We start from the raw sequence: 13,696 nt of genomic DNA, 5'->3' as shown, positions 1-13,696 counted from the left end.
GACCTGAAATGGTCGCATCTTTGTCTGAGTATGCATTCTTAGTTGGCTTAATATTAAGAACAACAAGATGAACAGAGGCTCCTTGAATAAGGCATGGCAATGACAGATAAGCAAAAAAAATTCCTGAAAGGCCCGATTCATACAGCACTTCTCTCACTGGCGATTCCAATTATTCTCACCAATATTCTTCAGTCGGCTTATCAGTTAACGGATGCATTCTGGGTTGGTCGGCTGGGTGCATCGGAAGTCGCTGCTGTATCGGTCAGCATGCCGGTTACTTTCTTAGTCATAGCGCTGGGTTCCGGACTGGCGATGGCAGGCGCGACCTTATCGGCACAATACATGGGCGCCGGGAAAAGAGACAAGGTGAATCATGTCGCTGCTCAGACCATGCTGATGGTCGCTTTTACTTCGGCGATATTGGGAATGGGCGGTTATTTGCTTTCACCGTACTTTCTGACATTGCTGGGGGTGAGCGATAAGGTTTTTGATGATGCCCTGAAATTCATGCATGTCTCCTTTATCGGGGTTATTTTTGTGTTTCTGTTTGCCATGTTTCAGTCGCTGATGCGGGGCATCGGACAGATCAAGATCCCGTTGCTGATTGTATTGGGTACTGTGATTTTGAACTTCTTTCTCGATCCGCTGTTTATTTTCGGATACGGCAGCTTTGAAGGCCATGGCGTGATGGGGGCCGCACTGGCAACCCTGGTCACTCAGTCGATTGCCGCGATGTTAGGACTGACTGTATTTCTTCGCGGAAACCATGGCATCAAACTGGAGTGGCATCACTTTAAACCTGACTTTGCCTATATCCGGAAGGCGTTTTTTCTCGGAGCACCGGGATCGGTTGAATTGTCGGCGCGGGCATTGGGAACCATCATCCTGTCATTTCTGGTCGCCAGCTTCGGCACAGTGACGATTGCGTCTTATGGCGTGGGCGCAAACCTGTTGCAGTTTGTCATGATTCCCGCCATGGGGTTATCAATGGCTGTATCCACCTTAGTGGGTCAGAACATTGGTGCGAATCAGATCGACCGCGCTGAAAAAATCACCTTACTGGGAACTTTGTGGGGATTTCTTGGCCTGACGCTGATCGGCGTTGTTGCCTATGCGCTGGCCCCTGATCTTGTCGCTGTTTTTATTCCCGACGATCCGGCAGTCATTGCCGAAGGCGCTCACTTTCTGCGAATTATGTGCCTGACCTGGGGTGGGATTGGAATCCAGCTTTGTGTGGTTTCTGCCTTCAGGGCTTCCGGGAATATGCAAAATGCCATGATGGTCGCTCTGGTCTCACAATGGATGGTGCAATTCCCGCTGGCTTATGTCCTGTCAAAACACACCACGCTGGCTGATCGTGGCATCTGGTGGTCTTTTGCGGTCACCAACGTGGTCGTCGCGATTTTTGCTTTCATCTGGTTTCAGCGGGGGACCTGGAAGAAAACCCGGATTACCGAAGAAGAGCAGCAAATTGCTCATATTTGTGATGAAGCCATGATTGAAAAAGGCAGTCAGTAAGCTGCACGACTGCTACTGATTCCGGTAGTGTTGCTTGAACTGCTGCGGCGTCTGCTTAAACGCCATCCGGAAGGCTTCGATAAACGCAGAGACGGACTGGTATCCAATGTGATGAGCAACGTCCTGCACCGCTTCATCCTGCTCCAGCAAAGTCAGGGCTGTCATCAGTCTCAGTCTTTGCCGCCATTGCGGAAAAGTCAGCTGTACCTCCTTGTTGAACAGCCGGGACAGGGTTCGCTCTGTTGCTCCCGTCTGTGAGGACCACTCTGCCAGGGTTTTCGGACTGCCGGGACAGCTCAGTAATTCATGGACAATGGGCTGAAGACGCCGGTCGGCCGGCATGGGCAATTCCAGAGAGCTGTCTTTTTCTGCCCGCAGCTCGTCTTCAAATACGGTCAGCAAGTTCAGGACACGGTCGGACAGCGGCTGCCCGATGTGAACATTCTGGGTCAGCTTCAGGATCAGTTCTCGCAGAAACGGACTGACTTCAATCGGCTGGCAGCTGTTCGGCAGCGCTTTGCAGAAATCCGGGTTCAGATAGATTCCGATAAAAGAGGCATCCTTCATCACGTAAGATTCATGGACTGTGCGCGCAGGAATAAACAGTGCCCGGTGATGAGGAACATAAAAGTGATGCGACTCAGTCCGGCTCTTCAGTAATCCTCTGGAAGGGTAGATCACCTGATGCCATTCGTGCCGGTGTGGTTTGTCATGGTAGCCCTTCGTCATGTTTACGGTCTTGATCAGTACAGGCTGTTTCGGAAAAGTCGCGATCAGCGTATTACTGCTTGGCAATGGACTTGTCTGGTTATCGGTATTTAGTGTCATACTGCCGCTATCTGTTGTGAGTAATTGTGCATAGTATTAGCACGTCTCTAATCATAATGACGGTAAGGACCATAATGAAAGTTCATTTTTTGATTCATGAAGCCTTTGAAGGACCAAGTGCATTGCTTCAATGGGTCGATCAGCGAAATTATTCAACCAGCTATTCCCGGGTTTATCTGAGAGAAGCTTTGCCGGCGCATGGCGACGATATGGATCTGCTTGTGGTGTTGGGCGGGCCGCAGAGCCCGGCGACAACGACTGAAGACTGTCCGCATTTTGATGCCGCAGCGGAAATTGAACTGATCCGCAAAGCACTGGATGCGAAAACGCCTGTGGTTGGTTTTTGTCTGGGGGCACAGTTGCTGGGAGAAGCGCTGGGGGCAAAGTATTCACGCAGTCTGGAACCTGAGGTCGGTTGTTTTCCGATTGTGCTGAACAAGCACGCCCGTTTAGACCGAAAATTTGAGGGTTTTCCGGCGCAGCTGGTTGTCGGGCACTGGCATAACGACATGCCGGGGCTGACACCCGCTTGTCAGGTGCTGGCGACCAGTCTGGGATGCCCCCGGCAGATTATCCGTTACTCGTCATTAGCCTATGGTTTTCAGTGTCATCCTGAGTTTACCCGTGAATCGGTCACCGGGATGATTGAGCATGCCGGTGCCGATCTTGAGGGGGCAGGGACGCAGCCCTTTATCCAGACTGCTGCACAGTTACTGGACTATGACTACAGCGAAATGAACCGGGCACTGTTCGGGTTTATGGATGCGCTGGTGGCTGAATCACAAATACACAGACGAGGTTGAGTCAACCGACATCGATTTCACAAGCCATTGCTGAAAAGCCAGAACTGGTGCTGAATGGTGGTGTCAGCCAGCCTTGATCCAAAGCCTGCTCTATTTCCCATTGAAGGCAAAAGCAGCCAGCCTCTGTCTGGAAATAATCTGCCGATGAATCAGAAATGAAATGATCGAGACCGTTGTGACCAGGATACAGAATCCAATGATTGCAGGTACATTGAGGTTAATGAGCAGCAAGCCAATCGCAATGACGAAAACATGATGAAATAAATAAACCGTATAGGAGGCGTCTGACAGGAACAGGATTCTCCGGGAAGGCGTATTTAAAAAGCGGTAAAAGAGGCCGAAACAAAGCGTGATAGCCATCCAGACTGTCAGCTCTTTCAGGTACACGGAAATTATCTTAGTGGTTAGATGACTGTCCGGAATAATGTTCGCTGCAAGCAGCGACGTGATGAGGATGGCTGTCAGTGCAACAGAAAGTTTGTACTGACAGAAACGCTGAAAAAATCGCGGTTCACTGGCGAGAATCAGCCCGAACAAAAAGTAAGGCAAATAGTGAATGAGCTCATAGGTATCAATTAATCCATAAACGTTTGAATAAATGGGAACACCGATTTTATTCAACGATAAAAATTCCAGTGAGAGGACGGGTAAAAGAAACAGAAGCACAGACACGGGTAGCCGGGCTAACACGGTGTTCATCGCGGTGACCCAGGGTTTTGAAACGGGTCTGAAGATTGCAAAACCAATTGCAGTGACCAGAAAATAGATCAACAAAACCACCAGAAACCAGAGATGGGAAATATATTGCCCTTCGTGCAGGTAAGGCATGACATCAAAATACTGCCAGTGGCTCTGGTTCAAGATCAATGCCTGCACCGTGTTGACCGTGAGTGCGGTAAAAAAGAAGGGAATCGCCAGTCGTTTGAATCTGACCAGGATAAATGTGCTGAATTGATATTTTCTGAAGGTCAGCACGCAGAAGAAACCGGAGACGACAAAAAAAGCCGGCATCCGGAACGTATGAATCACATCAATGAGGTCAGTCATGAGCCAGCTTGTATTCTGGCTGTAAATGAGCCAGGAGTGTTCCGGATTAAAGACCTCAGCAGAGTGCAGGACAACGCCCAGGACCATCAGGGTTGCTCTCATCGCATCCAGGAAGTAGAACCGCTCCGGCTGTTGGGCTGCATCCACCGTATTTTGACCTGAGTTTTTCAGCATCAGCCATCTCCACTTTGCAGCAACACAGTTGTTCTGCACTGAAATTAAGTGTAGCCAAGGGAGATCGCCAGGTCGTTTCTTGTGGTCGATTTCGGGCAAAATAATTCAGTTGTTCTGTCAGGTTTTCTGGCCGGAAAGCAATTTTATCCGCCATTGTAACAACGCTGTGCTCAACTGAGGGTCACCCGGGCGCATCAGAATAAACAGGACGCCCGCCAGAATAAAACCGGCAGCCATGATCTGCAGGATGCCGACGGTCTCATCGTAAAACAGATACCCGCCTGCCAGTCCAAACACAGAAACCATCAGATTGATCGGAGCGACGGTACTCAGCGGATATTTCACCAGCATGCGATTCCAGATCCAGTAGCCGAATACGGTGGTCGGGTAGGCCTGAAACAGGACCGAAAAGGTGGTATAGCCATGCCAGTTGTGAAAAGCGTGCTCAATCATTGCAGTTCCATGCAGTGACAGAGCGAAAATCAGCAGCGGCACCGGGGCAAACACCATACCCCAGATACTGAATGCAAAGGCTTGCGTAGTGCCGGACTTTTTCACAATCGCACTGACCAGACTCCACGACAGTGCGGAAACCAGAATCAAAGCCACGCCTTTGAGGGTCACTGTGCCGTCTGTGGCCATCAAAGACAGTGCTAATCCACTGGCAGCCAGGAGTGCACCAATCAGTTTGGTTTGAGTGAACTGCTCCTGAAACATCAGATAGCCGAACAGCAGGCCAAAAATGACATTGGTTTGCATCAGTACAGATGTCATACCCGCTGAAAGACCTGCGGTGATTGACCAGGACGCGAGGCCCCAGACACCCACGCCAAAAAGAACCCCATAGCTGATCAGGTAGCGCCAGGGCACATCAGGTTTTTTCACGAAAAAGATTAACGGTATTGTGGCGAGGGTAAAGCGGACTGCTGTTATCAGCATCGGATCCACATCACTGACTCCGAGTTTGATCACAGAAAAGTTGATTCCCCAGATGAACATCACGAGCAGGCCCAGTAAGGCATCTTTGAAAGCCATGCGTTTTCCCTCACTTGTTATGGATTCAATTTTCATTTTGCATTGCTGTCCGGGTGCGGTGCAGATACAATTTTTGAAAATAAAAAGAGTACAGTTGGCGTGTGAACGGAGGCAATCCATGAGGTACAAGCAGCTTGCGGAACAATACGTGCTGGATATTCAGGCGGGAAAGCTGGCCGCACAATCCCGGATGCCTTCGCTCCGTCAGTTCGCCAGCCTGCATCAGGTCAGTATGACGACTGCACTGAATTGTTATCAGTCGCTGGAGGCATTGGGCTGGATTATTGCGAAGCCGCAGTCGGGGTATTTTGTGGCAAGGCGAGGCAGCCAGAACCTGCCCGCACTGGAACAGTTCGAAAGCCGTCTGGCGGCGGTATCTGACTATCAGCCTCAGGCCGGGCAGATCCCGGACAGCCAGCATGCCGGGCCGCTGGGTTATTCACGATTTGAAGTCGGCGCAGAGCTGGCAAAGCAAATGGGGCAGAGTTTTCGCCGGGCGCATCAGCGACTGGGAGAGCGGATGAGTTTCTATCCGGTGTCTCAGGGAGAGCCCATGCTGCGCCAGGTTTTGGCTGCGCATTTCACGCAGTACGGTTTTCATTTTCAGCCGGAGCAGCTGGTGATTACCAACGGCTGTATGGATGCCATCCGGACCGCCATTGACGTATGCACCCGGCCGGGAGATACAATTGCCATCAGTTCGCCCTGTTTTAATGGCTTGCTGACCCTGTTGCGGGAAATGTCGCGCAATATTGTCGAAATACCGTCGGTGGCAACCGGGATCGATCTGGATCAGCTTGACCATCACATGCGGCTGGGGACCATTCAGGCCGGTCTGTTTTGTACGACTCACATGAATCCGCAGGGAATCACCATGTCACCGGCACAGAAACAGCGACTGGCGGACATGGCGGCACAGTATCAGATCCCGGTGATCGAAGATGATGTGTACATGGAGTTGCCACACAGCAACACCGTGCCGCTGCCTGCCAAATATTACGATAAATCCGGCTATATACTCTGGTGTGGTTCAGTCTCAAAAACACTGGCGGCCGGCTATCGGTTAGGCTGGTGTCTGCCGGGACGGTACCTGGAGGCCTACCTCCGTAAATTTCGTGCCGGGTGTTTCGGGGTTGCATTGCCGGTACAGCTGGCCATCGCCGATTTTATTGACAGCGGGCAATATGGACGTCATCTGAAGAACAGACGTTTTGCGTTACTGACCAACAAGCAGCGATACACGGAGTATCTTCAGCAACAGCTTCAGGATGCCGTGCGGATCAGTGATCCGGCTGGCGGTATGGTCCTGTGGCTCCAGCTTCCGGGGATGGCAACGGCGAAACTGAAACATCTGCTGGCTGATGCGCAGCTGGACATTCGTTTAGGTGAATTCTTTACTTGTCGTGATTTTTACCGGGACAGCTTGCGGATCAATATCGGTTTTGCATTGCCGGAGGCCGGGGAGCCGGATAATGCGGCCATGCAGGCGCTGGATTCTCTGACTCAAGTGCTGAAACAGGTGAGTCCGGCTCAACCGGACCATGTCTGAGAGATGTTGTCAGAAAACAGACAATGGTGACATTGCGGCGACAAAACGGTGCTGAGCATGAGTATACTCACAGGTTTGGGTTCAGAGGAAAATTTTGTTGAGAGTGGTCTGGTTTGCACTGATTTTTATGGCGTTGCCCGCATCTGCACAGTCAGGCGGAGCGTCGTCCGTGCCATCAATTCAGCAACAGTGGCAACAATTTACTGATCGTCTTGCGGCGATTGATGCTGACCAGATAATTTCGCAGCAAACACTTAATCAATTTCCCCAGTCTTTGCTGCTTCCGGCCAGCCAGTATCCGGATCTGGCAACATTCAGCTGGCAGCAACTGAAAACCCTTTATACCGTTCACCAGAACTGTGAATTGCCAGCGGAAGATCCGATGGTACAGAGCCCGGCCTGGCAGCAGGCGATGCAGTTTGAATGGCTGTTGTGCCAGGCTGGGGAACTGACGTCAGACTGGAATTCGGTGTTGTCAGCACTGCATCCGGCTGGGGGCAGCTATGCTGACCGGTATCTGGCCTATCTTCAAGGGCAAGCGGATCAATCTGTCGTCAGGGCATTTCTGCAGGAACATGCAGGCAATCTGACACTGGCCAATCCTGAGCATCCTTTGCACGAAGCTATGGCTTCACTCTCTTCATCCGGCAAAACAGCGCTCTTTGAAGGATATCGTTTTTATCTCAGTAATCATGGCCAGCTGTGGCGAAATCACCCCGGGGGCATTGACGTACTTCGTGCAGAACAATGGGAGGACGTTGCTGATGAGGCCGGGTTGTCTGTCACTTCGCTGGATGCTCAGGATCATCAGAATTGCGTCATGCAATACAGTAACTTATGCATTTCATCTGTACCCGAACGTCCTTTGTGGTGGCAGGCGGCACTGGTGCTTTTGCTGGTGGCGGTGCCGGGGCTGGCACTGAAGATGCTGCTGGAGCGGCGGCGTGCACTGAAAGAACGTCAGTTTATTTTGCAGTTACTCACCCACGAACTGAGAACACCAGTGACCAGTCTGGGATTCACTGTGGAACAGTTTCGTGATGAGTTTGATCATCTCAGCGGCCCGGCGCAGGATGCATTCTACAGACTTTCCGGTGATTACCAGCGCTTGTCCCGTCTGACTGAGGCCAGCAAAGGCTTCCTGAGTGACAGGCAGGATGCGATGGCGGAAGGCGATCTGGCCTTGTTCTCCGACTGGTTGGATGCCGTGACTGAACCGTACAACCTCAGTTATCGTCTGACAGGCGATCTGGAAATCGCGCTGCCGTATTACTGGCTGGGTGTGTGTCTGGACAACCTGATACGCAACGCACTCATTCATGGTGAGCCTCCGGTGCGCATTGAAGCAAAGATCACCGGGGAAAAAATCTGGATTGAAGTCAGCGATCAGGGGCAGTCATCACCCCGGCGTCTGCTGCGGCGGCGTGTTGTGTCTGATGGCGGGAAAACCGAAGGAAAAACGACGGATCACACAGATGGAATGGGGATTGGCCTGATGATTGTCAGGCGCATCATGCGACGGCTGGGCGGCAAATTAACTGAACACCGTCAACCGACAAGATACAGACTGGAGTTACCCAGATGAGTCAGATATTACTGGTCGAAGACGATCATTTACTGGGGGAAGGGCTGTCTCGTTATCTGATTGGCCAGGGGTACAGCTGTCGCTGGATCAAACGTATGGCTGATGTCGAAAAGTACTGGTATCAGGCTGATTTGGTGGTGCTGGACCGGCAATTGCCAGAAGGAGACAGCGTCCAATGGCTGCCGGAATGGCTGACCAAAAAAGCGTTGCCAGTGATTATTCTGACGGCAAAAACAGAAGTGGCGCATCGGGTTGAAGGATTGGGGGCCGGAGCAAAGGACTATGTCATCAAACCCTTTGCGCATGAGGAACTGCTGGCCCGGGTTCAGGCGCAACTGCGGCCGCTGGGCGAGGTTGAGATCCGTTACAAAAGTCTGGTGGTGAACCTGTCCGGCCAGTCTGTGCAGGAGAACGGGCAAACCGTGCCATTGAAGCCGAAAGAATTTCAGCTGCTGGCCTTGCTGGTGCAAAACCCCAACCGGGTGTACCACAGAGATGAATTGCTCAACAAAGTTTGGGGATTTCAGGCATTTCCGTCGACACGGACGGTCGATAATCACGTTTTGCATCTTCGGCAGAAACTGCCTGCGCTGGAAATCGAAACGGTGCGCAGTGTCGGCTACCGGCTCAGAGGAGAATAACCGTGTTGAACCGGCTTTCTTTCAGGAAACGATGGCGGCTCTCATGCCTGCTTGCCAGTCTTGCTTTGCCAGCGGCAGCGGGTCCGTTCCCGACCAATCCGGCTGACTGGTTCATGACGACGCCGTTACAGTCTGTGTATCAGGCATTGGTCGAGGATCAGACTGAGCTGGCATGGCAGGAGTTGCAGCTTACTTTACAGCAGCATGCATCGGTGCCGGTATCCCAGTGGCAACCTGTGTTTCAGCAGATCCTGAATCAGTCCGATTGCGGTCGGCATCTGGGAGCACCTTTATCTCTGGCAGACAGGAATCAAACCGCGATGCGAATTTCATTGTCCCTCCAGCATAAAGTGAATCTTCATCAGCAGGTGCAACAGTTAAAAGTTGCCATTGAAGGTGCCGGCCAGCCGTTGACTATTGTTCTGACCGACAGGGCAGGGAAGCCCTGGCTGAGTGGCATCGTGACACCCGATAAAGAGGGTTACGCAGAGCTGGAAAGCGCTGAGTGGTTTCAGCCGGTACCTGATGGGGGGTATCTGCTGCAGGTCGGGAAACAGACTTATCCGTTGATTCTGGTCTCAGCGTGGCTGCCCGGTTCAGCAGCGCCGGTGACATTTCAGGATAAGCGTCAGACGGAGAGCCCGTTTCTGTTTACCGCGCCGGAAGTCACACCTGCGCGCCGGTGTCAGGTTTCCCGTCGTCTCTGGCAATGGCTGGATGGCACTTATCAGTTGGCTGCACCGCTGGAAGCTGTCCAGCTCGACAACCAGAGGCGGGGAATCATACCGGCATCCGTCCCCGCGGATGCTGAATGGCTGAGTGCTGTGGTGGCATCGCGCTATTTTCAGGGTAGTCTGGATATTGAACAGGTGTACCGGGTGACTTTGCCGGTCAGATATCTGCATGTGAGTCGTCCGTAAATGGTGATCAGGCAATAATGAAGACACTGGGGTGACAATTCGTAATGATGGCTCACGTCTAATACCTGTCTCGAAACAAACAGGTATTTACATGAAAACAGCACTTTTCCCTCAAACCCATGTTGTCCGATTTTCTTTCTCTGCTGCTTACAAACCCCTATTACTGCTGGTTTGTTCGGCTTTTGCAGCGCCAGCGACACATGCAGAAATGTTGTCTCTGCGCGATCAGAACCAGCAGGTCCGGCTGGACCCTCAAACACTGGCTATTGACTGGATCGCTGATGGTCAGACATACGCAGTGAACCAGGCCAATGCCAGTGTGGATGGTTTACGCCAGTCGGTGCGTCAGCTGCCGCAGACACAGGCCAATATGCTGTCGTGGTTGTGGTTACCGAGCAATATTCAGGTCAGTGCCCGGCTGGAGGCGAATGATCTGAGTTTGCAGTTTGAAAGGAATGCGGATCAGCGCATCAGCCGGAATCAACAGGTACGCTTAAACTGGTTTGACTTACCCGAGGAATTTGCAGACGCCCTGTTATTACCGCTGAATGAAGGCCTGCGCGTCCCGGTCCGTCATGAAACCTGGGCCTCTTATCTGCAAAATGAGTATTCCGGCAGTAATACCACCCAAGATTTGAAAATGCCGTTCTGGACGGTGTCGGCTCACCCGGTGAGTACGGCCAAAAAAACGGCCAGCCATGAAAACAAGGCAGCCTCTGCCGATCGTTTTTTCTCCTATCTGTTACTGAATCCTTTTAATAACCGGATTGATTTCAGAGACTTGTCAGGTCAAAAGACCAAAGGGCAACAGGCTGCGGTCGAGATGACATCCAGTCATCTGTTTACGGCTCTGAACCGGAAAGAGCCCTTTCAGCTCTTGATTCACATGGGCAAGGACAACCTGTCGGGAGCCAGCCGTTTCCGTCAGTGGCGGGAAGCGCAAGGGGAGCGGGACAGCCTGAGCGATAAGGCCGCACGCAACCCGAATGTCAGGAAGCTGATAGGTGCCAGTCATGTCTATCTGTTTGGCTCGGACGGCATCGCTGAGCAGGATGTGACCGATTGGGCTGGACTGATGCAATGGTTTTTCAGCGATACAAACCTGAGTCCGTTTGCTGATCAAGAAGCGGTCCGGGAACTGATGCCGCTGACGCAATCGAATGGAAAGATCCGGTTGAACCTGTACCAGAAGCGGTTATTAGTTGAGGCGGTCAACCGGTCTCTGGCAGCTTATTTTCCTTTCAGTGCGCCTCAGGTGGACGAGGATGGCATTGCCAGACAATACGAAGCGGTCCGTCAGCGAAAAGCCTATCTGAAGGATCATGCGGCCCGTTTTCTGATCGCTCCCTCGCTGTGGGGGCAGAGTCTGTCACAACCTGTCCTTCAGACTTTTCAAGCTGCCGGGCTGAACCGTCTCTGGATTGGGCTGGATAACTGGTTGCCCGCATTTTTTCAGCCGGAGGTGGTGGATCAGGCGAAACAATCGGGTTATCTGGTGGCAACCTATGACTCCTATAACACTGCCATTAACGTGACCGATAATGAAAGCTGGCTGACCGCGCATCTTCCGGAATCCGTCAGGAAGGCATGTGCAATAGAAAATGCCGACGGCAGCAAGCAGCGTGGTTTTCGCGGACAAGGCAATTACCTCAATCCGGGCTGTGGAACTGATTATGTGAAACGACGGGCTCAGCACATTATGAAATTCGGACGGTTTAACAGCCTGTTTTTAGATGTGGATGCAACCGGTATGGCGCGTGAAGATTATACCGTCCGGCCACATCTGTCAGGTTCAGAGCCGGAGTCCGGCATGTCTGAGCAAAGAATGACTGAAGCTTTTAATGCCCGAATGTCATGGATGAGTGAGCAGGGCATGGTGCTGGGTTCGGAAGACGGTAACAGCATCACAACTCGTGGGGTGGTGTTTGCGCATGGTATGGAAACCACGGGATTTGGCTGGACAGATCCGGATATGAAACGAAATCGTCGTTCGCCTTATTTTCTGGGGGCCTGGTATCCGGATCAGAAACCAGCGTTTTTCTTCCGGTCTGCTCAGGTGAAGGAGCCCTACAGGTCGCTCTTTTTCACACCGGCGTTTAAGGTCCCGTTGTATCAGGCTGTGTTCCATGATGAGCTGATGAACACACATCACTGGCATATGGACAGTCTGAAGTTTTCGGATGTGAAAGGTGTCCGGGATCTTGCCGGTATGCTCTATAACACACCGCCGATGGTGCATCTGAGCCGGGATGAAGCGCAGTCGACGGATTTACCGAGAATCAGGGCATTGCAGCATTATCAGCAGGGATTTGCGCCTGTGCATCAGGTGCTCTGGGATAAAGCCCTGGTCGGTTTTGACTGGCTGGATAAGGACGGAAATATTCAGCAAACCCGTTTCAGTGACGGCAGTCAGATTGTGGCGAACTTTACGAAAAAGTCGCAGGTTGTCCGGATCGGCGACGACACGGTGACGCTGCCAGCGATGAGTTTCCGGGCTGAATTGCAGTCCGGGGACGGTCAGAAACCCAGTATTGTGATGTGGACATCCGGGGTGTACTGAGCCTTTGAGCAGGTTCCTCGCTATGAAAATGAATCAGTGGCAGCCTACTGCCACTGATTCACGCGGGGTTACTGTTGCCTGATGATATATTCCAGCGCGCCGACGATAGCCGCGACTTGCGCGTCATTACACTCTGACGGTGTGACCAGCGGACTGTCCGGATACACTTCCGTGGTGGAAGTGTACAGGCAGTCAGACAGGCCGGCACACAGTCCCAGTTTTTTCAGTGGATAATCAATCACCCCTTCCTGAGAGACCGGAGAACCGATGATGTTGCCTTCATCATCTGCGGGTGCAATGTGTGTCACTTTGCGTACTTCATCAATAATGGCTTTCTGGAAGGCATCGTGCGGGTTCGCGGTGTCACCGACCACATAGAAGCCATCCGGGATGGTACCCGGAATATATTCAACACCATCCCGGGCTGCCAGCGCCGGACGAAATTCAGTTTCATCCGTGTCCGTGGTTTCGTGCAGATCAATATGGGCAAGAATCTCAATGTCCATATCGTTCACCATTTCCATCAGTGCGGCAGACTCTTCAGCCGGACTGTTGTCGTAAAAAGAACGATTGGGATCGATTGCGTTCGGGTTCCAGCGATTGATGGTTTCGTATCCCCACGGGCTCACGCAGGGAGCGACCAGAAGGTTGAAAAACTGGCTGTAGTGTTCAGCTTTCTGATCCACAAACTGGATTGCGCCGTGCACGCCACTGGTTTCGTAACCGTGGACACCGCCTGTCACCAGCACTGTTGGCTTCTGGTCACTCCAGTTTTTAGAACAAATGGCAAACAGCGGGTATTTATCGGTGTCGTAGGACAGGGCACCGTACTGAAATACATCGAAGCGTGTTTTCAGGGCGTCAATCTTTGTTACGACTTCGTCCTGATATGAACGCTTGATACTGAGCTGCGCCAGCCACTCCGCTTTTTCTTTCATGGTCCATTTCTGGCCGGGAGTGCCGATAGGGTAGGTACGTTTACTGCTCATGACTGTCCTTTCTGATTTATCTTTGCGACGTCAGAAGCTTACTCCTC

11 protein-coding genes are annotated in these 13,696 nt (G+C 52.0%); 7 read left to right on the top strand and 4 right to left on the bottom strand.

Annotated elements, in window-relative coordinates:
* Positions 1–99 precede the first annotated feature (99 nt).
* Positions 100–1,518: an MATE family efflux transporter gene (locus tag SPK40_RS08775; protein ID WP_330960184.1), complete on the top strand. Its 1,419-nt coding sequence runs from the start codon at positions 100–102 to the stop codon at positions 1,516–1,518.
* A 12-nt stretch (positions 1,519–1,530) separates the two neighbouring features.
* Here the strand turns inward: SPK40_RS08775 and SPK40_RS08770 are convergent, their stop codons facing one another.
* A complete protein-coding gene (locus SPK40_RS08770; RefSeq protein WP_330960183.1) occupies positions 1,531–2,346 on the bottom strand; it encodes an AraC family transcriptional regulator in 816 nt (271 codons plus the stop codon).
* Positions 2,347–2,420: 74 nt separating this feature from the next.
* Between SPK40_RS08770 and SPK40_RS08765 the strand changes: the two genes are divergently transcribed.
* Positions 2,421–3,149, top strand: a complete 729-nt coding sequence (locus SPK40_RS08765; protein WP_330960182.1) for a glutamine amidotransferase-related protein — start codon at positions 2,421–2,423, stop codon at positions 3,147–3,149.
* A gap of 90 nt (positions 3,150–3,239) precedes the next feature.
* On the opposite strand, the gene SPK40_RS08760 is transcribed toward SPK40_RS08765, so the two are convergent.
* A complete protein-coding gene (locus tag SPK40_RS08760; protein WP_330960181.1) occupies positions 3,240–4,370 on the bottom strand; it encodes an acyltransferase family protein in 1,131 nt (376 codons plus the stop codon).
* A 117-nt stretch (positions 4,371–4,487) separates the two neighbouring features.
* Positions 4,488–5,405, bottom strand: coding sequence for an EamA family transporter (locus SPK40_RS08755; RefSeq protein ID WP_330960180.1), 918 nt, complete (start codon positions 5,403–5,405; stop codon positions 4,488–4,490).
* Positions 5,406–5,523: 118 nt separating this feature from the next.
* On the opposite strand from SPK40_RS08755, the gene SPK40_RS08750 reads away from it, so the two are divergent.
* The 5 genes from SPK40_RS08750 to SPK40_RS08730 all read left to right on the top strand — a co-directional run bounded on the left by SPK40_RS08750 (position 5,524) and on the right by SPK40_RS08730 (position 12,660).
* The gene (locus SPK40_RS08750; protein ID WP_248142119.1) at positions 5,524–6,954 is read left to right on the top strand and encodes an aminotransferase-like domain-containing protein; all 1,431 of its coding nucleotides are present in this window, start codon (positions 5,524–5,526) and stop codon (positions 6,952–6,954) included.
* 103 nt (positions 6,955–7,057) lie between these two features.
* Entirely contained in the window at positions 7,058–8,539 is a 1,482-nt protein-coding gene (locus SPK40_RS08745; protein WP_330960367.1) for an ATP-binding protein, read from the top strand.
* Positions 8,536–9,180, top strand: coding sequence for a response regulator transcription factor (locus SPK40_RS08740; protein WP_330960179.1), 645 nt, complete (start codon positions 8,536–8,538; stop codon positions 9,178–9,180). The genes SPK40_RS08745 and SPK40_RS08740 overlap by 4 nt, the downstream gene beginning before the upstream one ends.
* Positions 9,181–9,182: 2 nt before the next feature.
* Positions 9,183–10,100 carry a DUF2861 family protein gene (locus tag SPK40_RS08735; protein ID WP_330960178.1) on the top strand — a complete coding sequence of 306 codons (918 nt, stop codon included), beginning with the start codon at positions 9,183–9,185 and terminating at the stop codon, positions 10,098–10,100.
* Positions 10,101–10,191: 91 nt separating this feature from the next.
* The gene (locus tag SPK40_RS08730; RefSeq protein WP_330960177.1) at positions 10,192–12,660 is read left to right on the top strand and encodes a glycoside hydrolase; all 2,469 of its coding nucleotides are present in this window, start codon (positions 10,192–10,194) and stop codon (positions 12,658–12,660) included.
* A gap of 68 nt (positions 12,661–12,728) precedes the next feature.
* Here the strand turns inward: SPK40_RS08730 and SPK40_RS08725 are convergent, their stop codons facing one another.
* A complete protein-coding gene (locus SPK40_RS08725) occupies positions 12,729–13,649 on the bottom strand; it encodes a M14 family metallopeptidase (protein ID WP_248142123.1) in 921 nt (306 codons plus the stop codon).
* Positions 13,650–13,696 lie beyond the last annotated feature (47 nt).

Source organism: Photobacterium sp. 53610 (genome assembly GCF_036409375.1).
Classification (GTDB): domain Bacteria; phylum Pseudomonadota; class Gammaproteobacteria; order Enterobacterales; family Vibrionaceae; genus Photobacterium.
The sequence above is the reverse complement of the archived record's forward strand: the minus strand, read 5'-3'. Positions and strand labels throughout refer to the sequence as shown.